This is a genomic window from Haemophilus haemolyticus (assembly GCF_001008205.1).
Taxonomy (GTDB): domain Bacteria; phylum Pseudomonadota; class Gammaproteobacteria; order Enterobacterales; family Pasteurellaceae; genus Haemophilus; species Haemophilus haemolyticus_Q.
This window is the reverse complement of record NZ_LCTK01000006.1, coordinates 1-25,708: the sequence shown is the minus strand read 5'-3', so window position 1 is coordinate 25,708 and position 25,708 is coordinate 1. Positions and strand designations below refer to the sequence as shown.

The following is a 25,708-nucleotide window of genomic DNA, read 5'->3' as shown; positions in this document are numbered from 1 at the left end:
ATGTTAAGGGATCGAATGGATTATAAAAATAAGGAATTATGTCGTCTTCGCACAATCAGTTTTTTTCTAACGTTACATAAAGATAAAACGCAATGGGAAGACGCACTTTATTCGGTGAAACGTGATGTGGATTTGTTATTACCTGCTGTACAGAAAGCAGGTTATACCTTGCAATCGATTCGAGTGATTACCAATCCCTTTGGTGAATATTTGGATTTAACCAATTTGCAGACAGCAAAAGCAGATTTGCAGTATTTAACGGAATTATTGAATAAATTTAATGAAAGTGGAATCCGTCTTCTATTTGCAATAGGCGCGGCGAGAAATAAAGAGGAAATTGCGTTATTGCCAGAATTAATCGCGGCTTATGGCGACTTGTGTAATGCTTGTGTCAATGTACCATTAGATGAAAATGGCGTGTTAGATAATGAACTTATTGAGCAATCTGTTTATGCCGTACAACGAATTGCAAATATCACACCACGTGGCGAAGGTAATTTTAACTTTACGGTGAATTTTAACTGCAAGCCATTTATTCCTTATTTCCCCGCCGGTTATCATCTAAGCCATTTACCAAATAGTTTTGTCATTGGGTTCGAAACACCCGATTTATTAGTCGAAGTATTAAAATCTGTGCCAAAATCGCCTCATAATCAATTTTATGCTGATTGCTATCAAGCTATGTCGCAAGCCCTGCAATATCATGTAGATCAAGTATTAGGGGTGTTAAGTGCGGTCAAATTATCGGGTGAATTTGAATTTGCAGGCATTGATAGTTCGGCGGCACCATCTAAAAATTGTTCATCCATGACAAAAGTGTATGAATTAATGGGATTACCCTATTTTGGTGCGGCTGGTTCAGTCGAGGTTTCTGCGCTACTGACAAAAGTGTTTAAATCAATCCAACGTGTGCCATTGGTTGGGTTTTCTGGATTAATGTTGGCGGTGACAGAAGATTTAGGTTTAGCCGAAGGTACACAAAAACACTATTTTGATATTCGAGCTTTACTGACTTATAGCGCCGTATGTGGTATCGGTTTAGACACGGTTCCTGTGGCGGGAAATGTTAAGGCAGAAAGCATAGCGGCTATTATGCGCGATACGGGAACGATGGCATTTCGCTTAAATAAACCACTCACTGTACGTTTATTTCCAATTCCGAATAAGGTTGCAGGTGAAATATCAGAATTTGAGAGTGATGATTTATGTAACTGCCGCCTTTTACACATTCCTGATTAAACGAAAATTTCCCTACTTTGTATTGATGAATGTTATCTCTACTGTCAATAAAAGGAATATCTCATGAGAAAATTAATATTGGGTGGTCTTGTTGCTGTATTATTCTCAGGGTGTACGGTAGCTCATCAGCAAACTGAACAAGAACAAGCCTTAGTCGGCGATTGGATTTGCCATGTAAAACCTGCAGCCAAATCCCCTTTACCTGTTGAGCATTTTGATTATGTCACTTATCGAGCGGATCAAACTGTGCTGATGCGTGGTATCTCTCAGATTGATACAAAAGAAGGCTGGATGCGTTATTTATTGCAAGCTAAAGCTAAATGGCAGGTGAATGATGACAAGTTAAGTTATGACTTTACGGATCGTCTATTTAAAACCGCCCATTCACCGCAAGTCGTGAAAATCATAGAGCAAGTTCCAGAATTTAAAGACTATGAGAAGGAATTTGTTTCACCTTGTGATCGTTGTGGTGATCATTTGGATATGAAGATTAAAATGAAAAGTCCAACAAGGATGACAAATTTTAATACTTACACGAAAGAAACCAGCCAATGCCGTAAACTCGGTGCAGGTGAGAAAACAAAAGAAGTTAAATTAATTGAAAAATTAGTGAAAGAAAAAGGCTCGATTTAGATAAATGAATGTTTTTCATTGTAATAATGAAAAATATGGTCGAAATTTTTGGTTAAGTTTTTGCCTGGAAACAGGTAAACTATACACAAATAATGCAAACAACGAGGAAAACACAATGTTTAAAAAAAGTATGAACATCGCTGATTACGATCTGGTTCTATGGCAAGCCATTCAGGACGAAAATCGTCGTCAAGAAGAGCATATTGAGCTTATCGCGTCTGAAAACTATGCGAGTCCACGCGTGATGGAAGCTCAAGGTTCACAATTCACTAATAAATACGCTGAAGGCTATCCAGGTAAACGTTATTACGGTGGTTGTGAGTATGCTGACATTGTGGAGCAGTTAGCAATTGACCGTGCGAAAGAATTATTTGGTGCAGATTACGTGAATGTTCAACCGCACTCTGGTTCACAAGCAAATACTGCGGTGTATGGTGCATTGATTAATGCGGGCGATACTATTTTAGGTATGGATTTGGCTCACGGTGGGCACTTAACTCACGGTGCAAAAGTCAGTTTCTCTGGCAAGATTTATAACTCTGTGCTTTATGGAATCACTGCGGATGGCTTAATTGATTATGAAGATGTTCGTCAAAAAGCATTAGCATGTAAACCAAAACTTATCGTTGCTGGTTTCTCAGCTTATTCACAAGTTGTGGATTGGGCGAAAATGCGTGAAATTGCAGATGAAGTTGGTGCATATTTATTTGTGGATATGGCGCATGTAGCAGGATTAATTGCAGCGGGTTTATATCCAAATCCACTGCCGCATGCACATGTTGTTACAACAACAACTCACAAAACATTGGGCGGTCCGCGTGGCGGTTTAATTCTTTCATCTTGTGGTGATGAAGAAATCTACAAAAAATTACAATCATCTGTATTCCCTGCAAATCAAGGTGGTCCATTAGTTCATATTATTGCGGCAAAAGCAGTTTGCTTTAAAGAAGCATTAGAGCCTCAATATAAAGAATACCAAGCAAATGTGTTGAGAAATGCAAAAGCGATGGTTGAAGTATTTAAACAACGTGGTTATGACGTTGTGTCAAATGGTACTGAAAACCACTTGTTCTTAGTAAGTTTCATCAAACAAGGATTAACGGGTAAAGCAGCAGATGCAGCATTAGGTAAAGCAAATATTACCGTGAATAAAAACGCTGTACCAAACGATCCGCAAAAACCATTTGTTACTTCAGGTATCCGTGTAGGTACACCATCTGTGACTCGCCGTGGTTTCAATGAAAATGATGTGCGTGAATTAGCTGGCTGGATGTGTGATGTTTTAGATGCTTTAGGCAAAGAAAATGAAGAACAAGTGATTGCTGAAACTAAAGAAAAAGTATTAGCAATTTGTAAACGTCTTCCAGTTTATCCGAAATGATTTATTTTCTTTCGTTGATTATATGGTTAGCGGCGATAAATATCGCCGCTTATTTTTTTATGTGGAGAGATAAAATTCGGGCCGTACGTAACGAGTGGAGAATCCCTGAAAAAATGTTTTTTCTTCTAAGCCTTTTAGGTGGTTTTATGGGAATACATTTGGCTATGAAACATTTTCGTCATAAAACGCTGCATTTTAGTTTTAAATTTATTGTTGTCATTAGCGCATTTCTTTGGGTTGTTGTTTTTCCATGGTTATATTTTTCTTTTATTTTTCAATATGTAAAAGCATGATAATGTAGATAAACTAATTTGTTATGCCTCACTGAGGTATTGTGCTTGGAGAACTGATTTTTACTATCGTTATTTTGTATAATACTGAAAATTTTTTATGGGAAATCATATGAGTTATATTGTTGGCTTAACTGGTGGCATTGGTAGTGGTAAAACAACGATTGCTAATTTATTTGCCGATCTTGGCGTACCTCTAGTGGATGCGGATGTGGTTGCTAGAGAAGTCGTCGCGAAAGATTCCCCCTTATTGTCTAAAATTGTTGAACATTTTGGAGCTCAAATTTTAACGGAACAAGGTGAACTTAATCGTGCGGCTTTACGAGAACGAGTGTTTAGCCATGATGAAGATAAATTGTGGTTAAATAATCTTTTGCATCCCGCTATTCGTGAACGAATGAAACAACAATTAGCTGAACAAACTGCGCCTTACACATTATTTGTCGTCCCTTTATTAATAGAAAATAAATTGACCACACTTTGTGATCGTATTTTGGTGGTGGATGTGAGTCCACAAACTCAACTTGCTCGTTCAGCTCAACGAGATAACAATAATTTTGAGCAAATTCAACGAATTATGAATTATCAAGTTTCTCAACAAGAGCGTTTGAAATGGGCGGATGATGTGATTAACAATGATGCTGAACTGGCTCAAAACTTACCGCACTTGCAACAAAAGGTGCTAGAATTACACCAGTTTTATTTACAACAAGCGGAAAATAAAAATGTCTGACGAAATTATTGAAGTACCTTGTCCGATTTGCCAAAAATCAGTGCCTTGGACAAATGAAAGTACTTTTCGCCCTTTTTGTAGCAAACGTTGCCAGTTAATCGATCTTGGCGAATGGGCGGCTGAAGAAAAAGCGATTCCAAGTGATACTGCAGATTTTGCTATGGATCCAAATGTGAGTGACGAATGGAGTATTAAATAGAGATTAACCGATAGGAAACCCTATCGGTTAATTTTTATAAGTGCGGTCCTTTTTTGAGGATTTTCCCTAAGCATGCTATGCTAAACGTAATTTTATTATTCTAAAATGTGATTTTTATGCAACAAGATTATTTAAGCCAACAACGATTCTCCGATCTTCCTCTACACCCCATTGTACGAGATGCTTTGGCAAAAAAAGGCTTTGATTTTTGTACCCCAATTCAGGCTTTATCCTTGCCTATCAGTTTAAATGGACGAGATGTCGCAGGACAAGCTCAAACTGGTACAGGAAAGACAATGGCTTTTTTAACGGCTACTTTTCACCATCTTTTAACTCACCAAGATCCTAATCTTGAATATCCTCACCCAAGAGCTTTGATTTTAGCGCCTACTCGAGAATTAGCGGTGCAGATTAGTAATGACGCAGAATTTCTTGTAAAAGCGAGTGGATTAAAGACCGCACTTGCCTATGGTGGCGATGGTTATGATAAACAACTACAAGCGATTGAGCGTGGCGTCGATATTTTGATTGGTACGACTGGGCGAGTCATTGATTATGTGAAGCAAGGCGTAATTAGTTTAGATGAAATTCAAGTTGTCGTGCTAGATGAAGCGGATCGAATGTTCGATCTTGGGTTTATCCGTGATATTCGTTATTTATTGCGTAAATGCCCCGCTCCGCAAGCGCGTTTAACGATGTTATTTTCAGCGACGCTTTCTTATAAAGTCCGAGAATTAGCATTTGAAGATATGAATGACCCTGAATATATTGAAATTGAACCAGAACAAAAGACTGGTCATCGCATTAAAGAAGAACTTTTTTATCCATCTAATCAGGATAAAATGGCACTTCTCTTAACCTTAATGGAAGATGAATGGCCTGAGCGTTGTATTGTGTTTGCGAATACTAAACATCGTTGTAAAGAAATTTGGGGTTATTTGGCGGCTGATGGACATCGTGTTGGTTTACTGACTGGCGATGTAGCACAGAAAAAACGTTTATCGTTATTAAAACAATTTACCGATGGTGATTTAGATATTCTAGTGGCAACAGATGTGGCTGCTCGTGGCTTGCATATTTCTGATGTGACGCATGTTTTCAATTATGATTTACCCGATGATCGAGAAGATTATGTTCACCGAATCGGCCGTACTGGACGAGCGGGGGAAAATGGCGTTTCGATTAGTTTTGCTTGCGAAGAATATGTGATGAATTTACCAGCAATTGAAGAATATATTGGCCATTCTATCCCAGTGAGCCAATATGAAACAGAAGCCTTGCTTGAACTGCCGAAACCGTATCGGTTAAAACGTGTAGCTCCGGCGCAAGGGCATACAAGACATCGTTCTTATCATACAAAATAGTGATATAATTTTTTTAGTCTTAATAATTAATAAGGAAATCATTATGGCCATTTTAGTGACAGGTGGCGCCGGTTATATCGGTTCTCACACAGTTGTAGAATTATTAAATGCTAGCAAAGAGGTGGTGGTATTAGATAATCTTTGCAATTCATCGCCAAAATCCCTTGAGCGCGTAAAACAAATTACGGGCAAAGAAGCAAAGTTTTATGAAGGTGATATTTTAGATCGTGCTTTGTTACAAAAAATCTTTTTAGAAAATGAGATTAGCTCTGTTATTCACTTTGCAGGGTTAAAAGCTGTAGGGGAAAGTGTTCAAAAGCCGACAGAATATTACATGAACAATGTCGCTGGCACCCTTGTATTAATTCAAGAAATGAAAAAAGCGGGTGTTTGGAACTTTGTATTTAGCTCATCTGCAACGGTTTACGGTGATCCAAAAATTATTCCAATTACAGAAGATTGTGAAGTCGGCGGTACAACCAATCCTTATGGCACATCTAAATATATGGTTGAGCAGATTTTACGCGATACAGCAAAAGCGGAACCAAAATTTAGCATGACCATCTTGCGTTATTTTAATCCGGTTGGGGCGCATAAAAGTGGCTTGATTGGTGAAGATCCAAATGGTATTCCAAATAATTTGTTGCCTTATATCAGCCAAGTTGCCATCGGTAAATTAGCACAACTTTCTGTATTTGGCAGTGATTACGACACTCATGATGGAACTGGCGTACGTGATTATATTCATGTGGTTGATTTGGCAGTGGGGCATTTAAAAGCGCTTCAACGTCATGAAAATGATGCTGGTTTACATATTTATAACCTCGGTACAGGTCATGGTTATTCTGTATTAGACATGGTAAAAGCCTTTGAAAAAGCCAACAACATTACCATTGCATATAAACTTGTAGAGCGCCGCCCTGGCGATATTGCGACATGCTATTCAGATCCTAGTTTAGCTGCAAAAGAGCTTGGTTGGGTGGCAGAACGTGGTCTTGAAAAAATGATGCAAGATACGTGGAACTGGCAGAAAAATAATCCAAAAGGGTACAGAGATTAATATTCTCTAATATTTGTTTTCTTCTTTATGAAGAACGCTAAACATTGGGGGATGTGATTAAAAATTCCCCTGATTTTTACACTTATCCTTTAATTGAAAGGCGAAGTTTCTAAAATATAACCCAAATTAACCGCACTTTATGTCAAATTCCCTTTCTTCCCAAATTTTTACACGCAAGATGTTGATTTGCGTATTCACAGGTTTTAATTCTGGTTTGCCATTATTTGTGTTATTGCAAATGTTGCCTGTTTGGCTGACAGATAAACATCTCTCAATTGAGCTTATTGGTGCAGTAACCGGTGTGATGTTGCCTTATGGGTTAAAATTTTTGTGGGCACCATTATTGGATCGTTATTTCCCGAGTTTTTTAGGGCGTCGTCGTAGCTGGATGTTGCTTTCACAAGTGGCATTATTGATTTTACTTTACATCATTAGCCTGTTTGATCCGCTCACACAACTGAGCACAGTGGCAAATATTGCGTTGCTTATCGCTTTTTTTTCAGCAACACAAGATATCGTGTTGGATGCGTATCGTCGTGAAATTTTGAGTGATCATGAATTAGGTTTGGGAAACACTATTCATATTAATGCTTATCGAATTGCGGGATTAATTCCCGGTGGATTATCGCTATATTTGGCGGCGATTTATCCGTGGGAAACCGTATTTTTATGGACCGCACTTTGTATGTTAGCGGGCATCTTCATGACGTTGTTTTTAGCAAAAGAGCCAAAAATAGACATGGAGCAAACTAGTCAGCCGTTCTATCAAGCATTTTGGATTCCATTACAAGAATTTTTCCAGCGTAAGGGCGTTATTCAGGCTATCGGTTTTTTACTGTTTTTGTTTTTGTATAAGTTCGGGGATTCTTTTGCTACAACGCTACAAACCAAATTTATTTATGATATGGGGTTTAGCAAAGAGGATATAGCCATTGTTGTAAAAAGTACCGCACTTTGGTCAAGCATTTTATCTGGGCTTGCTGGTGGTGTGATCATGCTAAAACTGGGTATTAACCGTGCATTGTGGCTATTTGGGGTTGTACAGATGGTGACAATTGGTGGGTTTATTTGGTTGGCTGCTTTCGGTCATTTTGATGTTATTACATCAGCCGAGTTATGGAAACTAGGTGTTGTGATTGCGGCAGAATATATCGGCGTTGGACTTGGCACCGCAGCTTTTGTGGCTTTTATGGCGCGCGAGAGTAATCCTCTTTATACCGCAACACAGCTTGCACTTTTTACGAGCCTTTCAGCTTTGCCAAGTAAAGTTTTAGGTATGCTTTCTGGTTATGTTGTAGGAGCTGTGGGGTATTATCAGTATTTCTGGTTTTGTTTATTTTTAGCGATTCCAGGCATGCTTTGTTTATTTTGGGTAGCGCCTTGGAATCAAGAAAATAATACGGCTAATTCACTATAAAAGTGCGGTAAAAATTATAAAAAATTTGACCGCACTATGCTTTATCAGTATCTTAATCACGTTTTTTATTAATGGAGATTTTTTATGAAAATTATTCTTTTAGGTGCACCAGGCGCAGGTAAAGGCACTCAAGCGCAATTTATTATGAACAAATTTGGTATCCCACAAATTTCAACAGGCGATATGTTCCGTGCTGCAATCAAAGCGGGGACTGAACTTGGCAAACAAGCTAAAGCATTAATGGATGAAGGTAAATTAGTACCAGATGAATTAACCGTTGCCCTTGTAAAAGATCGTATTGCTCAACCTGACTGCGCAAATGGTTTCTTGTTAGATGGTTTCCCTCGTACTATTCCACAAGCGGATGCTCTAAAAGATTCAGGTGTTAAAATTGACTTTGTTTTAGAATTCGATGTGCCAGACGAAGTGATTGTTGAACGTATGAGTGGTCGTCGCGTACACCAAGCGTCTGGTCGTTCTTACCATATAGTTTATAATCCACCAAAAGTGGAAGGTAAAGATGATGTGACAGGTGAAGATTTAATTATTCGTGCGGACGATAAACCAGAAACTGTGTTAGATCGTTTAGCCGTATATCATAAACAAACCAGCCCATTAATTGATTATTACCAAGCAGAAGCGAAAGCGGGGAATACTCAATATTTCCGTTTAGATGGTACAAAAAAAGTAGAAGAAGTTAGCCAAGAGTTAGATAAAATCTTAGGCTAAAAATAATCTAAAAAAATAAACCGCACTTTGGGTGACCTAAGTGCGGTTTGTTTTTTCTATGTTTTAATTAGTGGGTTGTTTTATTTTCATCAAAAACCGGTAATGGTTTGTGTTCGGTTGCGACATAGCTATATACCACAGGCAATACGAACAAGGTGAAAATAGTACCAATGGATAATCCCGCTACAATCACTATCCCCATACTAAAGCGAGATACTGCTCCCGCACCTGTTGCATAGAGTAATGGAATTAAGCCAGCGACCATTGCCGCAGTTGTCATTAGAATTGGGCGTAAACGTACTTTGGCTGCATGAGTGATTGCCTCAATTCGAGTTTTACCATGGTTTAGCTGCTCTTCTTTTGCCACTTCACACATTAAGATACCGTGCTTGGTGATTAATCCTACGAGAGTAATTAACCCAACTTGAGAATAGATATTTAATGTTGTTCCCGAGATGCCAAAGAAGGATAAAATATTTAAGCTCACTAATGCACCACTCACCGCTAATGGTACGGAGATCATAATTACCATTGGGTCACGTATAGATTCAAACTGAATGGCAAGTACCAAGAATATGATGATAACAGCCAATGCAAAAGTGACGGCTAATGCGTTACCTTCTTGGACTAATTGACGTGCTTCGGATTTAAAATCAAACGTATAGCCTTGCGGTAAGTTATCAGTCGCATGTTGTTGTAGCCATGAAACTGCATCACCCGTTGATGAACCAGGCATTGGAACGGCGCTAATCTGTGCTGAGTTTAATTGGCTAAAGCGTGATAATGAAGTTGGTTGTGTTTCTAGCTTCATCGTGATTAAACTGCTTAATGGCACAGATTGCCCATTACTTGCCGTTAAGTAATAGTTTTTGAATGCTTCAGGCGATAAACGGTCGTCACGTTTTACTTGTGAAATGACCTTATAGGCACGTCCATCTACATCGACTCGCGTAATTGTTGCTCCAGATAAGAAACTACCTAAAGTATTACTAATTTGTTGCATCGTGATACCGTAAGTACCAGCTTTCTCTTTATCTACTGAAATTGTCATTTGCGCCGTGTCATAGGTCAAATCTAAATTTGTATAAATAAATTTGCCAGAGGCTTTCATCGCACTTAGGAATTTCTCTGCGGTATTTGCCAAAGATTTATAATCTTGAGCAGTTTTCAACACAATAGCGATTGGAGGGCCTTGTTCCCCTGTATCAATTTCAGGAAAGTTAAATGCAGATACGGAGACTTCTGGAATTGATTTCGCTTTTGCATTGATTTCATTCATTATGGCAGATTGCTTGCGTGAGCGTTCTTTCCAATCTTTCAATGTGATGATATTTAACGAACCATTAGAATTTGGCGCGCCAGCAATACTCATCCCAAAAGAGACTTCAGGTGTTTCCATTACATTTTTCATGTATGGTTGCATTGCATTTTGAATGTAATCCACATTCACGCTAGATGGCGCGTTACCAATGGCAATAAATGCACCTTTATCTTCATTTGGCGTTAATTCACTAGAAAGTGAATTAAACAAAAATGGGAGTGTTGAGAAAATCACCACCGCAAAAGCCAGCATTGATTTACGATTGAGCATAACGAGATCAAGCATGTATTCGTAAATACGATTTACTTTACCTAAGGTATGTTCTACGCGTTCTTCCATCCATGTTGGTTTAGCGTTGGATTTAAGTAATTTACTACTCATCATTGGCGATAACGTTAATGCCACGATACCAGAAATAAATACCGCACCAGCTAGAGTTAAAGCAAACTCTTTAAACAACGTGCCTGTAATGCCACCCATTAAAGCCATTGGTGAGTAAACCGCGATCAATGCGATAGTCATAGAAATTACAGGCACGGCAATTTCACGAGTACCAATAATTGCTGCTCGGAATGGTGTTTCCCCTTCTTTAATATGGCGATCCACGTTTTCTAATACTACAATCGCATCATCTACGACTAAACCGATAGCAAGAATAAGTGCTAATAATGTCATTAAGTTAATAGAAAAATCTAAACTTTGTAGCATCATTAAAACACCGATCAAAGAAATCGGAATGGTTAGAACTGGAATTAAAATTGCGCGAAGCGATCCGATAAACATCAAGATAACCACTAATACAATAACAGTTGCTTCCACAATAGTTTTAATTACTTCATGGATTGAACTATTAATCGCAATAGTGCGGTCATAAAGAATGTCAGTTTCCATGCTATCCGGTAGTTGCTTTTTAATACTTTCAAAGAGCGGTCGGATTTTTTCTGCAACGGTTAATGGGTTAGCTGATGAAGTTGGATTGATGCCTAATACGACAGAATCTGCACCGTTTGCAGTTGCACGAGAATTATCGCTTTCTTTGTTTAATTCAATGGTTGCAATATCGCGTAGGCGTACTAAATCATCGCCACGAGAAGCAACAATTAAGTTACCTAATTGCTCAACCGATTTGGTCGTTGTTTCAACTTTGTTGCGGTAAGTGACATAGTAGCCGTTATCATTACCAGCTGCAGTTTGTACATTATTTGCAGAAAGGGCAGACATCACTGTTGGCGCAGAAAGATTTTGTGACGCCATTTTTTGTGGATCTAACCAAATACGTAATGCATATTCAGCTGCACCAAATACTTGTACTTCGGCCACGCCTTCAATCGTAAAGAATTGAGGTTTGACTACGCGATTAATGTAGTCCGTAACTTGACTTGAGTCGAGTTTGTTGGAACGGAAACTTATATACATAATCCCCGTGCCTCCAGATGAAGAGGCCACGGTTGGTGCTTCAATTCCACTTGGTAATTTAGAACGTACAGCATTTACTTTGGCCAATACATCAGCAAGCGCACCAGCAGGATCGGTATTCAGTTTCATTTTGACTGTAATAGTCGATGCATTTGGCGCACTGCTGGATGACATATAGTCAATGTTATCCGCTTGGGCGATAGATTCTTCTAATGTAGAAGTAACAAATGCTTGAATTAGATTTGCATCAGCACCAGGGTAGGCGGTTGTTACCGTAATTACCGTGGTGGTCATTTTAGGGTATTCACGCACTGCCAATTTCGAAATAGCTTGCAAACCTAAAATAATAATAAGTAAGCTAATTGAAATCGCTAAAACAGGACGACGAATAAATATGTCGGTAAATTTCATTCGTATTTCCTAGTTAATTAAAGGTTAGTTTTATTTACTGGTTCTGTTGCACCTACAATGTCTTTTTCAATCCATTCTACAAGACTGCCATTGCCGATACCTTGTTGACCACCAGTGATAATTTTATTACCAGGTTTTACCTCATTACCTTGTAATTGAGAATAAATGCCTTGGCGATCTTTAGTAAATACAGTGATTTGTTTTGCTCGATATAAACGATCTAATTTTTTATTCTCAGCCATTTTCTCTTTATCTTCATCAGATAATGGTGTGAGTAAGTAAGCAATTTCACCATACATATTGTAGCTAATGGCTACTTGTGGCACGACGACTTGATTTGTTTCTGTTGGAAGCGCAATGCGTAAGCGAGAGAACATACCTGAAAGCAATTTACGTCCATCTTCAGGATCAAATGTAGCTTGAACATCAACTAAACCTGTTGATGAATTAATGGCTGGTTCAATAGCCGTGATTCGAGCTGAAAATGTTTCGCCCAAGCGAGCATCTGTTGTCGCTGTGACGCGTTGACCGATATGCAATTTATCTAAATCATTTTGTGAAAGGGCAAAATCCACTTTCATTGAGCTAGTATCTTCTACACGCACAATTTCTGTTCCAACATTCACATATTGACCAACGTTTACTTTCACAATACCTGCTTTGCCATCAAATGGCGCAACAATTTTACGGCGCTCAATTGCTGCTTTTAAAGATTCAATATTGGCTAGTTGAGCGTCATAAGCCGCTTTTGCGTTATCTATTTCTTGTCGTGAAACGGCATTGCTTTTCAATAAATTCGCATAACGTTGATAAGTTTGACGAAGAGCTGGGAGTTGTGCTTGTGCAGCTTGAAGGCTAGCATGTTCTACTGAACTGTCGAGTTCAATGAGTAAATCGCCTTTTTTAACTTGTTGGCCATTTTGCACAAGTACTTGAGAAATTGTACCTGCATTTTGTGTACTAAGCATCGCGCCCTGATTTGGACGCACAAGACCTGTTGTGTTGATAACTGGCGTCCATTCACGCGGTTGAACTTCAAGTGCAGTCACCGGGCTTGAAGGTTCTGGCATTCCTGCAATTGCTCGGCTTATCATTACGCCTTTTATCATATTAAAACCGATGACACCGGCAAAAATTAAGACAAATACCACTAAAATTATTTTCATAAAGAAAATATGTGAGCGTTTTGGTCTTTGATGTTGAGTTTGACTCATGTTTAAAGCTCCGTTATAAAAATAACAACAATTATTTCTGAATCGCACGCCAAGAGCGTTCAATCACAGATTCTAAAATTTCAGGCTTAAGATCGAAATCGATAAATTTTGCATGAGAGGCTAAATTTATCGCCGTTTTCAAACTTAATAAAAATAGAATATCTTCAGATAATTCTGCTAATAAGCCAGCCTTTTGTACTTGATGACAAAATAAATCCCAGCGACTATTTTTAACGTTTTTACAGATCTCCGTGAAATTAGGCAAAGATTCATATTGTTTTAAATTGGATAGAATGGTGGGACTTTCTTGTAAGAAATACCAAATGTTTTTCCACATTTGTCGATACTGTTCGAAAAAAGGCTTAGATTCATCAAAATCTTTTTCAAGTGTTGCCATAAACATTGAAAACACTCTGTGTGCAAATTGTTCAAGCAACTCATCTTTGTTTTTGAAATAAAGGTAAATCGTTCCTGCGGCTACATTCGCTTCTTTCGCAAGTTTGTGCATAGACAGCTGATTCAACCCTTCTTTTGCCATTAAACGATCTGTCGCTGAAAAAATTTGTTCAGCTAAGTCTGTTTTAGCTTGTCGCATAAGATCCTTGAGTAAAATAAGGAGCAATAATTGCTCAAAAATGAATGAATGTTCATTTTATTTATTTTTTGTTTTTTGGCAAGTTAAAAAACACAAAAGCACAACAAAATGGGCAACATTTAAAAGCTAGATTTTGTAATCAACTTTTAAATGTTGCCCATTTTGACCGCACTTTTGATTAGTGAGAATAAAAAGTTAAATTGGCTCTAGTCCTAACACTTTACGACCGTTAATACTTGCGATGTTGACCATTTCATCCAAGTGTGGGAAACGGCAACCTGCAGCCAATAGGCTTAATTCTTGCCATAAATCGCCTTCACATAGAGGAACCATGTAATCACAAATATTATCTGTGCCTAGGGCAACAGTGATACCTTCGGGGATCATTTCATCAGCTGGCGTGAGTGCATTATGGAATGGCATAAGATCTTCTTTGCGATTACTGTCAATCCAGGCCATCGGACAGGCTATCATCATCATTTTGGCTTTACGCATTTTTTCGTAAAGTTTGTAGCGATATTCTTTTGAATGTGAGCCAATGGAAATACCGTGGATACCCACAACTCGCCCCTCCATTCCGTGTTCAATGGTTTTGTCGCAAAGTTGCTCAGTTTCTTTTTCACTTGGATTATTGAATTGGTCTACATGTACATGACACATAATCCCAAGAGATTTGGCCTTATCTAACAAAATATCCATCGCCTCTAGGCCGCGTCCATAATCCAATTCATCACGATATGGTAACCCGCCAATCATATCTACCATTTCTGCACCAATATCAAACCATTTACGCGCAGTGGGTTCGATTACCCCTTTTAAAGTTTGATTGGCAAATTTCAAAATAATGTCATGTTTATACACTTCGCGGGCTTTGTGGGCGGCAATAATTGCACGATCTTCACAAATTGGGTCTATATCGACAAAAGTACCAAATGCGGTTACTCCTTGGGATATCATTAATTCAATAGATTGGCAAAAACGTGCGTAATAATCATCAACACTGGAAGTGCGTTTTACTTCATCCACTAAATCCCATTTTTGTTGCAAATTACTACTATGATAAATCCCAATTTTCTCTGGCGTCATCGTAAAAGCGCGGTCAGCATGTGCATGGGCATTTACCCATCCGCCTTTTTTGATAATTTCATCTCGAATATAGGTTTTAAAACTACGAACGTGGCTTTTCATACAAACTCCGTAAAAAAGAAAGGATAAAAAGACGAGAATGTATATTAATTGAAAGGTACTGTAAGTACGACGAGAAGCATTATGATAATGTTATGAAAAACTCACGGATTTTCATTAATAACATTTTTCAGTCTTAAACTGAGACGTGAGTATAAAGGCTTAAGGGCAAAAAATCTATTCTTTTATGCCCTTACAGATTATTTTTCAAAGAAGAAATTTTGTAATTGGAAGGCTTCTAAGAAGATCCCAAGTGGCGGTCTGTCTGAAGATTGCTCGATATAATCTTTATCAAATTTTTTGTAATTACCTTTGCGATCAATATGGTATTGCGTTCCATCAGGTTGAATCACCACATTCCAGTGAAAATTAGAGGCAAGCACCCAGTCATCCCCTTTAAGATCAAAGAGATTACGTCCCTGACTATAATCCATCAACGGGTTTTCTACGCTGAACACTGTTTGCATTAATGCCGAGAAAATATCTGCATGATTGCTTAATCCATTCTGTTTGCCTACGGGTAAATCTTTCCAATACACAAGCAATGGCACTTGAATTTTATCGCGCCCAAAGTAGTTTTCTCGCTCTTTTTCATTCATTTCACTAAAGCTTAAACCATGCTCTGACGTGATGATGACTAATGCATTTTCAAGCGGTGTACTTTCTAACGCTTTTGCTAAAAGAGAATCAATATCCTGCAAAGTGCGGTTATAATCTGATGGGTTTTTAGCTTCCAAGGCTAAATCCAAATAAGCAAACCAAGGTGAGTCTGTTTTTTGCACTTTAATAAAATCATTGAGATTTTTTACCGCACTTTCATTATTTGGTTTGTTGGTTTTATTCGATGAAAGTTTTATTTCACGAAATAATGCTTGGCGGAAGACGCTATCTTTGAAATTCGTAGCAGAAAATAAACCCAATTGATAATTTTCAGCACGTAATTTTTCGATTAAAACAGATTGGGTATGATTGCTTAAAATGCTATCGGTGTAATTTGCATTTAGCCCGTAAAATAACCCAATCAAGCCTGCATTATTACTATTGCCTGTGCTGTAATGATTAGTGAATTCCGTTGAACTTGTTGCAAATTCAGCAAGTTTTGGCATCTTTTCATTAGAAATCGCATCATGGCGTAAACCTGAAACCGTTACGATCAGAATATTAGGTTTGTGCGTAATTGGTGCGTAAGTGAGTTCTTTTTTCGGATAATCAATTTTTAAGGCATCTAAACGACCTTCTTGCGCCAATTTTTGCGTATATTCTTCTCCATCCAAGAAACCGTGTTTTTCTAAAAAAGAACGAGCTGTCATTGGATAAGATAAAGGGAAATTAGAGCGTTGCATGGTGATAGGACGATACAAATAAGCATCTGCCCAAGCATAAATTAAATGCGTCGCAATGAACGTTGTGGTTAAGAATATACCGGTGCCTTTTAGCCATTTTTGGCGTTCAAGACTACGTAATTTTTCCCAACTCCAGCGAGAAAATAACATTTGTGCCAGTAAAATTATTGGCATTGGTGCAAAGAATATTTGCCAATCGCGTGACATTTCACCATTTTCTGGATTGACCAGCAAATTCCATACAACAGAGGATAAATGCAGATTAAAACGATTGAAAACGGCTGTATCAAATAATAATAAGGTTGTACAAATCGTGGAAAATATCACGGTTAATCCGCGAAAAGTGCGGTGATTTTTAACAATGAAACTCAGTGGAAAGACCACGAGTAAGTACAACGCAAAAACGTTGAAACTGAAATGCCCGAGCAAACTCACAAAGAAATAAAGTTTTCCTGCTAGAGTATCTGGCCAGTCAATGATAAAGGCATAACGAGTTCCAATAAGAATAGCAACAATAATATTAAAAAAGGCAAACCAATGGCCCCACGAAATTTTTCGTGAAACGTCATCGCGGTATTGTTTGCCGCTGAAGGTGCCTTTTTTAATCCATTTCATATTAACGTGCTTTTACCGCATTAATTAAGGAATTAGAAAACGCTTGAGCTAATGCTTCGCGTTGAGTTTGTGGCACACTGGTGGTTAATAAATTACTTGCCATGTTCCCAAGTGCGATTAAGGAGAGATCTACAGGGGCTTTATGCTTTTCTAGCACTGCGATCATATCGTTTACAATCGCACTTAATTGAGCATCAGAATATTTAGAATGTTGAGCCATAATATTAAAAATAAAACAAAAAATTTAGCTTATGATACCCGATTATTTGGTAGAACCTAAATAATTTCTTTTTTCTTGCTTAAAAAGTGCGGTTATAATTTGCGACAAATTTTTCAAAGGTGACAAAAATGAGTATTACCGTTAATCAAATTGTTTTGCATCAGTTAGTCAAAAATGTGGATGGCGACATCATAAAAATGGAAAGTGTATTACGCGATGAGTTGCTGTCCATTACGCCAGAAGTAGAACAAATGATGTTGCAACTTCATCAAGGCTATCAAAATAAATCGAAGGCTTTTGGCGTATTTCAGGAAAAGTCTATCTTTGCACAACATTTAAATCGTTTATTAGAACAAGAAATTGAGTTTTTAGGTTTTAGTCAATATTCAACAAAATTGCTTGCAGATGAGTTAGGTAAATATAACTTTGCAGAAAGTGGTACTTTGATTTTATGTCAATATAATTTCTTAGCGACAGATTATTTGTTTATTGCATTGCTTGATAGTCGTCATAGCATGTTAGTTGATGAGCATTTAGAGATTCGTCGTACAGAATATCTTGATATAACTCAGTTTGATATTGCGGCAAGAGTGAATTTGACGGATTTGCAGGTGAATGCAAACTCTAATCGTTATTTAACTTTCATAAGAGGCCGAGTTGGTCGAAAAATTAGTGATTTTTTCATGGATTTTTTAGGTGCCGAAGAAGGATTAAATCCACAAGTTCAAAATCAATGTTTATTGCAAGCTGTGAGTGATTATTGTGATCAAGGTGAACTCAACAAAGAGCAAACTCAAGCGGTGAAAAAACAAGTGTTTGAATATTGCAAAGCTCAACTTGCTGGCGGTGATGAAATTGAATTGCAGGAACTTTCTGATTCCTTACCCACTCTAAATGAACAGCCTTTTGTTACTTTTGCGGAAGAACAAAACTATGGCTTGGAAGATAGCATTCCGCCAGTACGTTCAACTTTAAAATCCCTAACGAAATTCACTGGTTCAGGAAAGGGGGTGAGTATTAGTTTCGATGCTGATTTATTAAATACTCGAATTCAATGGGAACCGATGACGGATACGCTTACAATCAAAGGTTTGCCACCAAATTTAAAAGATCAATTACAAAAGGCTTTAAAATCAGAGAATTAATTTGGAAATATGCTCAAACTTGGGTATTATTTAACAGTACTTTTGCACAAATAAGGTAAAGAAAATGCAAGTTAAAACACTTTTAGGCGCAACCTTCTTAGCATTAAGCGTCGTTTCTTGTTCGACCGTTGAAAAAGTTGTATATCGAATTGATGTGCCACAAGGCAACTATTTAGAAGCGACTACCGTTGCTCAAGTTAAAGAAGGCATGACAGCTCAACAAGTACAATATTTGTTGGGTACGCCTGTATTAATTGATCCTTATAATAGTCAGACTTGGTACTATGTGTTCTTACAACAACGTGCTTATGAAACACCTGTTCAACACACTTTCACTGTAAAATTTGATCAACGTGGTATTGTGACTGAAACCAATCTTGATAAACCTTTGCCAGAAGTTTCGCAACAAGGCGAGAACAACACCATTATTCAAACTGGTGAGAAACAAAAATCAAGCTGGTGGAAATTCTGGAAATAAGCTGTACATATATAGTGACAGTATAAACACAGAAGTTTGATAAAAAGGACTGTGCCCATGTCGAAGCTCTTGCTCGTTGATGACGATGTTGAATTGACGGAATTACTTTCGTCCCTTTTAGCGTTAGAAGGGTTTGATGTTCAAACAGCAAATAATGGATTAGAGGCATTACAAAAACTGAATGAAAGCCACGAGTTGGTTTTGCTTGATGTCATGATGCCTAAGCTAAGTGGTTTTGAGACATTAAAAGAAATTCGTAAAGTCTCTAATGTACCAGTGATGATGCTTACTGCAAGAGGAGATGACCTTGATCGTATACTCGGTTTAGAATTAGGCGCTGATGATTATTTACCCAAGCCATTTAATGACCGTGAACTTATTGCTAGAATAAAAGCTATTTTACGTCGTAGCATACTTGTTAAAACAGAAAGCATAGAATCAGATGAAAATGAAGAGCTGGTAACACATTTTCGTGGTATTGAATTACACCCTATTGCTCAACGAGCTATTTACCAAGGACAAGATTTAAATTTAACTAGCTCTGAATTTTTACTATTTTATCAACTAACTCAATCTCCAAATGGTATTGCTACTAAAGAAGAACTCAGTGAAAAAGCATTAGGGAAACCACTTGCTCCTTTTGATCGTTCTGTTGACATGCATATGTCAAATATTCGTAAAAAACTTCCTCTCCGAGAAAATGATCTACCTTGGTTTAGAACATTACGTGGACGAGGATATCTTTTAGTTCCCTAGAATAATGAGACTCTCTAGAATCTTTAATATCAATCAATTAGCTATACGTACATTTTCAATTTTTTGGATAGCGTTTTTTTTCATGATGACACTTGTTGTTATAATACCTTACTTCGATCTTCGTATTTATACCCCTTTAAAAGAATCGGAAGTGATCAGCTATCAAAAAAAGATTATGGATACAATACGAAATAAACAACTTAGCGATCTACTTGCCAAAGCGCCAGTCTTGCCAACAGATAAATATAATCCATCTCGCCCTGTTTTAGTCAATTTACAGACTAAAAATATATTAGGTGAATTACCAGAAGAACATAATGCGATTTTATCCTTTACCATTGTATCTGATGATTTTTCTCATCCTAAGCGTAAAATATTCGGTGACTTGGAAATTATAGGCCCCTTCCAAATTTATCTTAGTGATAAATCTGATGAATATGCTTTATTTTTCATCAACCATATAAATCCACAACAAGAAATTTTAAATTATTTATTTGATAACCCAGCAGTGACTGCTTTCTTAATTTTACTAATTACTACACCATTACTCTGGTGGTTCACAAAAACTATTGTCAACCCAATATCTCGTTTACAAGAAGCTGCAAATTCCGTTGCCCTGGGGAACTTTAAAATTGACAATAACCTATCTTTATCGGGCCCTCTTGAACTCCGACAAGTCGGGAGAAGTTTTAATAGAATGTCAATAGCGATTGATAATCTTATCTCCAATCAACAATCTTTACTTTCATCTATTTCACATGAGCTTAAAACACCACTTACACGTTTACAATTAGCTACAGCGCTTATTCGCCACCAATATGGTGAAACAGATAGTATAAAACGTATTGAGAAAGAAATAGGGCGAATGGACAAAATGATTAGCGAATTACTCTTGCTCTCTCGTCAAAAGATGAACAGCCAAGTTGAACGAGAGATCTTTCATGTTGAAGCACTTTGGACGGAGAGTATAAAAGATGCATTATTTGAAGCTGAACAACGAGGTATAACGTTTCTCACAAATATTCGTTTACCTAAAAATAAATTACAACTTAACGGCAATTTTAGATTGCTGGAAAGTGCGGTTGAAAATATCGTGACAAATGCACTCAAATACACCAAGGATAAGATCGAACTTCATATTTTTATACAAGAAGAATTTCTCAGAATCCGTATAGATGACAACGGATCTGGAGTCCATCCAGATGAATTTGAAAAAATCTTCAAACCGTTTTATCGTGTGGATGAAACACGAACTAGAACGACTGGCGGCACAGGATTAGGATTAGCGATTGTATCTAATGTTATTAAAGAACATCAGGGTAAAGTTTGGGCGGAAAAAAGTCCAATGGGTGGACTTGCTGTCACTATACAATTGCCATTATGGATCAGTCACTAAAAATCAAAAGTGCGGTAGATTTTTTACCGCACTTTTCGTCTAGGCATTATCTACGGCAAAAGAAATCACTTCATTAATTTTCTCACAACCTAACGCAACCATAATTAGGCGATCGACTCCCAGCGCGACGCCAGATGCGTTTGGTAAGCCAGCTTCTAATGCAGCCAGAAAACGTTCGTCAATGTCTCGAGTAGGTAATCCATGTTTCTTTCTTTGTTGATTATCCAATTCAAAACGATGTCTTTGTTCTCGTGCATCTGTCAATTCATGGAAACCATTTGCCAGTTCTAACCCTTTGTAATAAAACTCAAAGCGTTCTGCAACCCGCTGATCTTCTGGGCTCACTTGTGCTAGGGCAGCTTGTGTTGAAGGGAAATGATAAACCGCAACAGGTCTCTCTTTTCCTATTTGAGGTTCAACGACTTCACTAAATAAGAACTGTAATAAAGTATCGCGCTCTTCATCATCTTCAGCCATAAAGTTATGTTTACGCGCCGCTTCGATTAATTCTGAACGTTCTGCTGATAAGGGATCTAGACCTACATATTCTTGAAAAACAAATTGGTAGCTTAAACTTTCTGCAGGTGGGCAATCTAAAATTTGTTGGAGTAAATCATCTACTTCATTAATTAAACGATGCATACTAAAGTGCGGTCGATACCATTCCAACATGGTAAATTCTGGATTGTGGCGATTACCAGCCTCTTCATTACGGAATACTTTGCTGATTTGGAATATCGGTCCACTGCCTGCAGCAAGCAAGCGTTTCATATGATATTCAGGGCTTGTAGAAAGCCAAAGTGTTTTGGATTGTTCACCAAAAGGCGCAATAAATTCTGTGCTGAATGTGGAAAGGTGCAAATCAGTGACGCCAAATTCACTTAGAACAGGCGTTTCAACTTCAAGCAAGCCTCGCTCTGTAAAAAATTGACGAATTTCAGCAATAATTTTTGCACGTTTAAGCAGACTTTTTATATCGGCAGAAGGTTGCCAATGAGTAAGTGCGGTCATTTTTATTCCCATTTTTAAATTTACATCATTGTAAACGAGAGCCCTTCTCAACTCAATCTAAGCTTTTTTGAGGTAGATCACAAAATCATCCTTTTCCTCTTACCCTGCATAAAAAACGTTATTAATTTGTAACAAAAAATGGCAGAATGAACTCACTAGATTACCCTTTTAGGGTGATTTCTATTTTTTACTTTCTACATTTATTGGAGGATATCGTGCAAACAGTTAATGTCGATATTGCGATTGTTGGCGCTGGTGGCGGCGGTTTACGTGCAGCAATTGCAGCAGCAGAAGCAAACCCTAACTTAAAGATCGCATTAGTTTCTAAGGTTTATCCTATGCGTAGCCATACGGTTGCAGCAGAAGGTGGTGCGGCCGCAGTAATTAAAGAGGAAGATTCCTACGATAAACACTTCCACGATACCGTTGCCGGTGGTGACTGGTTATGTGAACAAGATGTGGTGGAATACTTCGTTGAACATTCTCCAGTGGAAATGACTCAACTTGAACGTTGGGGTTGCCCTTGGAGCCGTAAAGCAGATGGCGATGTGAACGTGCGTCGTTTCGGTGGGATGAAAATCGAGCGTACTTGGTTCGCGGCAGATAAAACTGGTTTCCACTTATTACATACTCTTTTCCAAACATCCATTCAATATCCACAAATTCAACGCTTTGACGAGCACTTCGTTTTAGACATCTTAGTTGATGATGGTCATGCTCGCGGTATGGTTGCGATGAATATGATGGAAGGCTCACTTGTTCAAATCAACGCAAATGCGGTTGTAATTGCAACTGGTGGTGGTTGTCGTGCATTTAAATTCAACACCAACGGCGGTATCGTAACTGGTGATGGTTTATCAATGGCATATCGTCACGGTGTTCCTCTTCGTGATATGGAATTCGTCCAATATCACCCAACCGGCTTACCAAACACCGGTATCTTAATGACTGAAGGTTGTCGTGGTGAAGGCGGTATCTTAGTGAATAAAAACGGCTACCGTTATTTACAAGATTATGGTCTAGGCCCTGAAACCCCAATCGGTAAACCTGAAAACAAATATATGGAACTTGGTCCACGTGATAAAGTTTCACAAGCATTCTGGCAAGAATGGAAAAAAGGCAACACCTTAAAAACTGCAAAAGGTGGTGATGTGGTTCACCTTGACTTACGTCACTTAGGTGAAAAATATTTACATGAACGTCTTCCATTCATTTGTGAATTAGCAAGTGCTTATGAAGGTGTAAACCCAGTTAATGAACCAATTCCAGTTCGCCCGGTTGTTCACTACACCATGGGGGGTATCGAAGTGGATTTCAACAGCGAAACTCGCATTAAAGGTTTATTTGCTGTGGGTGAATGTGCGTCTTCTGGTTTACATGGCGCAAACCGTTTAGGTTCTAACTCGCTTGCAGAATTAGTGGTTTTAGGCCGTGTTGCAGGTGAATATGCAGCACAACGTGCAGCAGAAGCACAACCTGCAAACCGTGCAGCAGTTGATGCACAAGCTCAAGATGTTGTGGCTCGCCTTGAAGCACTTTATAACCAAGAAGGTAATGAGTCTTGGTCTGAAATCCGTGACGAAATGGGTACTGTGATGGAAGAAGGTTGTGGTATCTACCGTGACCAAGAAAGCATGCAAAAAGCAGTAGATAAAATTGCTGAGCTTAAAGAACGTTATAAACGTATTCGTGTTGCAGACCGTTCAAGCGTATTCAATACCGATGTGCTTTACACTGTAGAATTAGGTTACATCCTTGATGTGGCACAATCTATTGCCAACTCTGCAATTGAACGTAAAGAGTCTCGTGGTGCACACCAACGCTTAGACTACACTGAACGTGATGATGTGAATTATTTAAAACACACCCTTGCTTACTACAATGGCGATGATGCACCGCGTATTGAATACAGTCCGGTGAAAATCACTAAATCTCAACCAGCAAAACGTGTTTATGGTGCTGAAGCAGAAGCGGCAGAAGCGGCTGCGAAAGCTAAGGAGCAAGCAAATGGCTAATTCACCGGTAATGACTGTAGAAGTATTACGCTACAACCCAGAAAACGATCAAGAGCCACATTTAAGCTCTTATCAAGTACCTTATGATAACCAAACCTCTCTTTTAGATGCGTTAGGTTACATTAAAGATAAACTTGAACCGTCTCTTTCTTATCGTTGGTCTTGCCGTATGGCAATCTGCGGTTCTTGTGGGATGATGGTCAATAACAAACCAAAATTGGCTTGTAAAACGTTCTTACGTGATTACAGCGGCTATATGCGTATTGAACCATTAGCAAACTTCCCTATTGAACGCGACTTAGTGGTTGATTTAAGCCACTTCATCGAAAGTTTAGAAGCAATTAAACCTTACATTATTGGCAACGAAGCGCCAGCATTAGATGGTAAACCACATCCATCGAAAGAATTGCAAGTAAGCCGTACTAAACAAACCCCAGCACAGCTTGAAAAATATCGTCAATTCTCAATGTGTATCAACTGTGGCTTATGCTATGCCGCTTGTCCGCAATTTGGTTTAAACCCTGAATTCTTAGGCCCTGCAGCAATTACAATGGCGCACCGTTACAACCTTGATAACCGTGACCATGGTAAAGCACAACGTATGCCATTATTAAATGGTAAAAACGGTGTTTGGAGCTGTACTTTTGTGGGTTATTGTTCTGAAGTGTGTCCAAAACACGTGGATCCAGCTTCAGCAATCAACCAAGGCAAAGTGGAAAGTGCCAAAGATTATGTTATCTCAATGCTAAAACCAAAAGGCTAAGGGGAAGAATATGTCAGTAACAGTAAGTAAACGCAAAAAATATGTTCGCTCAATGACGGCTACTTGGTGGCAAAAATTGGATTTCTACAAAGCATATATGGTGCGCGAAGCAACCTCTATCTTTGCTGTATGGTTCTGCATTGTATTGCTTTATGGCGTACTTTGCCTTGCAAGCAATCCTGTACCTGGCTTAGGTATTGTTGATTTCATTGGCTTCTTAAGAAATCCAATTGTGGTGTTCTTAAATATCATCACATTAATTGCGACTTTGTATCACACTGCAACTTATTTCGTGATGACCCCAAAAGTGATGAACATCATTGTTAAAAATGAGCGTTTACCACATCACGTGTTAAGAAATGCACTTTGGGCAGTTACAGCTGTGATTAGTGTTATCGCATTAATTTTAGTTTATATGTAGGGAGAGAAAAAAATGGTCGAACAAAATCCAAAACGCTCTGGTGAACCACCAGTATGGTTGATGTTTGGTGCTGGCGGGACTGTCAGTGCGATTTTCTTCCCTGTGGTAATCTTGATCCTTGGTTTATTGTTACCATTCGGATTAATTGATCCACATAACTTAATTACATTCGCTTATTCTTGGATCGGAAAATTAGTTATCTTAGTTTTAACCATTTTCCCAATGTGGTGTGGTTTACACCGTATTCACCACGGTATGCACGATCTTAAAGTGCATGTGCCAGCTGGTGGATTTATCTTTTATGGTTTAGCCACAATTTATACTGTTTGGGTATTATTTGCGGTAATAAACCTGTAAT

The 25,708-nt window shown here is 38.3% G+C and carries 25 protein-coding genes; 18 read left to right on the top strand and 7 right to left on the bottom strand.

The genetic code is table 11. From position 1 onward, the window contains the following. Positions 1–15 precede the first annotated feature (15 nt). From AAX18_RS01450 to adk, 10 genes are all read left to right on the top strand, one after another. Positions 16–1,239: a DUF711 family protein gene (locus AAX18_RS01450; protein WP_046952716.1), complete on the top strand. Its 1,224-nt coding sequence runs from the start codon at positions 16–18 to the stop codon at positions 1,237–1,239. 63 nt (positions 1,240–1,302) lie between these two features. After that, positions 1,303–1,872, top strand: coding sequence for a hypothetical protein (locus AAX18_RS01445; protein ID WP_046952715.1), 570 nt, complete (start codon positions 1,303–1,305; stop codon positions 1,870–1,872). Positions 1,873–1,987: 115 nt separating this feature from the next. Next, complete coding sequence (glyA, locus tag AAX18_RS01440) at positions 1,988–3,253, top strand: serine hydroxymethyltransferase (protein ID WP_046952714.1); 1,266 nt, start codon at positions 1,988–1,990, stop codon at positions 3,251–3,253. After that, a complete protein-coding gene (locus AAX18_RS01435) occupies positions 3,250–3,546 on the top strand; it encodes a DUF1294 domain-containing protein (protein WP_046952713.1) in 297 nt (98 codons plus the stop codon). The genes glyA and AAX18_RS01435 overlap by 4 nt, the downstream gene beginning before the upstream one ends. Positions 3,547–3,655: 109 nt before the next feature. Next, a complete protein-coding gene (gene coaE, locus AAX18_RS01430; RefSeq protein WP_046952712.1) occupies positions 3,656–4,276 on the top strand; it encodes a dephospho-CoA kinase in 621 nt (206 codons plus the stop codon). Continuing rightward, on the top strand, positions 4,269–4,475 hold the full coding sequence (gene yacG, locus AAX18_RS01425; protein ID WP_005645697.1) for a DNA gyrase inhibitor YacG: 207 nt from the start codon (positions 4,269–4,271) through the stop codon (positions 4,473–4,475). Before coaE ends, yacG begins: the two co-directional genes overlap by 8 nt. Before the next feature lie 116 nt (positions 4,476–4,591). Beyond that, the gene (gene rhlB, locus AAX18_RS01420; RefSeq protein ID WP_046952711.1) at positions 4,592–5,839 is read left to right on the top strand and encodes an ATP-dependent RNA helicase RhlB; all 1,248 of its coding nucleotides are present in this window, start codon (positions 4,592–4,594) and stop codon (positions 5,837–5,839) included. A 43-nt stretch (positions 5,840–5,882) separates the two neighbouring features. Next, positions 5,883–6,899, top strand: a complete 1,017-nt coding sequence (gene galE, locus AAX18_RS01415; RefSeq protein WP_046952710.1) for a UDP-glucose 4-epimerase GalE — start codon at positions 5,883–5,885, stop codon at positions 6,897–6,899. A 139-nt stretch (positions 6,900–7,038) separates the two neighbouring features. Further along, positions 7,039–8,316 carry an MFS transporter gene (locus tag AAX18_RS01410; protein ID WP_080948078.1) on the top strand — a complete coding sequence of 426 codons (1,278 nt, stop codon included), beginning with the start codon at positions 7,039–7,041 and terminating at the stop codon, positions 8,314–8,316. Positions 8,317–8,400: 84 nt separating this feature from the next. Further along, the gene (gene adk, locus AAX18_RS01405) at positions 8,401–9,045 is read left to right on the top strand and encodes an adenylate kinase (protein WP_005625977.1); all 645 of its coding nucleotides are present in this window, start codon (positions 8,401–8,403) and stop codon (positions 9,043–9,045) included. Between the two features lie 67 nt (positions 9,046–9,112). On the opposite strand, the gene acrB is transcribed toward adk, so the two are convergent. From acrB to AAX18_RS01375, 6 genes are all read right to left on the bottom strand, one after another. Continuing rightward, on the bottom strand, positions 9,113–12,193 hold the full coding sequence (gene acrB, locus AAX18_RS01400; protein WP_046952708.1) for a multidrug efflux RND transporter permease subunit AcrB: 3,081 nt from the start codon (positions 12,191–12,193) through the stop codon (positions 9,113–9,115). A gap of 17 nt (positions 12,194–12,210) precedes the next feature. Continuing rightward, positions 12,211–13,407 carry a multidrug efflux RND transporter periplasmic adaptor subunit AcrA gene (gene acrA, locus AAX18_RS01395; protein WP_046952707.1) on the bottom strand — a complete coding sequence of 399 codons (1,197 nt, stop codon included), beginning with the start codon at positions 13,405–13,407 and terminating at the stop codon, positions 12,211–12,213. Positions 13,408–13,438: 31 nt separating this feature from the next. Continuing rightward, the gene (acrR, locus tag AAX18_RS01390) at positions 13,439–14,002 is read right to left on the bottom strand and encodes an efflux transporter AcrAB transcriptional repressor AcrR (protein ID WP_046952706.1); all 564 of its coding nucleotides are present in this window, start codon (positions 14,000–14,002) and stop codon (positions 13,439–13,441) included. A 195-nt stretch (positions 14,003–14,197) separates the two neighbouring features. Further along, a complete protein-coding gene (locus AAX18_RS01385; RefSeq protein ID WP_005631292.1) occupies positions 14,198–15,190 on the bottom strand; it encodes an amidohydrolase family protein in 993 nt (330 codons plus the stop codon). Positions 15,191–15,387: 197 nt separating this feature from the next. Continuing rightward, a complete protein-coding gene (locus AAX18_RS01380) occupies positions 15,388–17,145 on the bottom strand; it encodes a DUF3413 domain-containing protein (protein ID WP_046952705.1) in 1,758 nt (585 codons plus the stop codon). Position 17,146: 1 nt separating this feature from the next. Further along, positions 17,147–17,365, bottom strand: coding sequence for a YejL family protein (locus tag AAX18_RS01375; RefSeq protein WP_005637371.1), 219 nt, complete (start codon positions 17,363–17,365; stop codon positions 17,147–17,149). Between the two features lie 128 nt (positions 17,366–17,493). On the opposite strand from AAX18_RS01375, the gene yejK reads away from it, so the two are divergent. The 4 genes from yejK (at position 17,494) to cpxA (ending at position 21,140) form a co-directional block, all read left to right on the top strand. Continuing rightward, positions 17,494–18,510, top strand: coding sequence for a nucleoid-associated protein YejK (gene yejK / locus AAX18_RS01370; RefSeq protein ID WP_046952704.1), 1,017 nt, complete (start codon positions 17,494–17,496; stop codon positions 18,508–18,510). Between the two features lie 64 nt (positions 18,511–18,574). Continuing rightward, positions 18,575–18,988: an outer membrane protein assembly factor BamE gene (gene bamE, locus AAX18_RS01365; RefSeq protein WP_005625994.1), complete on the top strand. Its 414-nt coding sequence runs from the start codon at positions 18,575–18,577 to the stop codon at positions 18,986–18,988. Between the two features lie 57 nt (positions 18,989–19,045). Further along, complete coding sequence (locus tag AAX18_RS01360; RefSeq protein ID WP_046952703.1) at positions 19,046–19,744, top strand: response regulator; 699 nt, start codon at positions 19,046–19,048, stop codon at positions 19,742–19,744. A 4-nt stretch (positions 19,745–19,748) separates the two neighbouring features. Then, a complete protein-coding gene (cpxA, locus tag AAX18_RS01355; RefSeq protein ID WP_046952702.1) occupies positions 19,749–21,140 on the top strand; it encodes an envelope stress sensor histidine kinase CpxA in 1,392 nt (463 codons plus the stop codon). Between the two features lie 39 nt (positions 21,141–21,179). Here the strand turns inward: cpxA and epmA are convergent, their stop codons facing one another. Next, a complete protein-coding gene (gene epmA, locus AAX18_RS01350) occupies positions 21,180–22,151 on the bottom strand; it encodes an elongation factor P--(R)-beta-lysine ligase (RefSeq protein ID WP_005628973.1) in 972 nt (323 codons plus the stop codon). Between the two features lie 215 nt (positions 22,152–22,366). Here epmA and frdA point away from each other — a divergent pair, with 215 nt between their 5' ends. The 4 genes from frdA to frdD are packed head-to-tail and all read left to right on the top strand — an operon-like array spanning position 22,367 to position 25,707. Beyond that, entirely contained in the window at positions 22,367–24,166 is a 1,800-nt protein-coding gene (gene frdA, locus AAX18_RS01345; RefSeq protein ID WP_046952701.1) for a fumarate reductase (quinol) flavoprotein subunit, read from the top strand. Further along, entirely contained in the window at positions 24,159–24,929 is a 771-nt protein-coding gene (locus tag AAX18_RS01340; protein WP_005628977.1) for a succinate dehydrogenase/fumarate reductase iron-sulfur subunit, read from the top strand. The genes frdA and AAX18_RS01340 overlap by 8 nt, the downstream gene beginning before the upstream one ends. Positions 24,930–24,939: 10 nt before the next feature. Then, positions 24,940–25,350 carry a fumarate reductase subunit FrdC gene (gene frdC / locus AAX18_RS01335; protein WP_005628979.1) on the top strand — a complete coding sequence of 137 codons (411 nt, stop codon included), beginning with the start codon at positions 24,940–24,942 and terminating at the stop codon, positions 25,348–25,350. 12 nt (positions 25,351–25,362) lie between these two features. After that, positions 25,363–25,707: a fumarate reductase subunit FrdD gene (gene frdD / locus AAX18_RS01330; protein WP_005628980.1), complete on the top strand. Its 345-nt coding sequence runs from the start codon at positions 25,363–25,365 to the stop codon at positions 25,705–25,707. Position 25,708 lies beyond the last annotated feature (1 nt).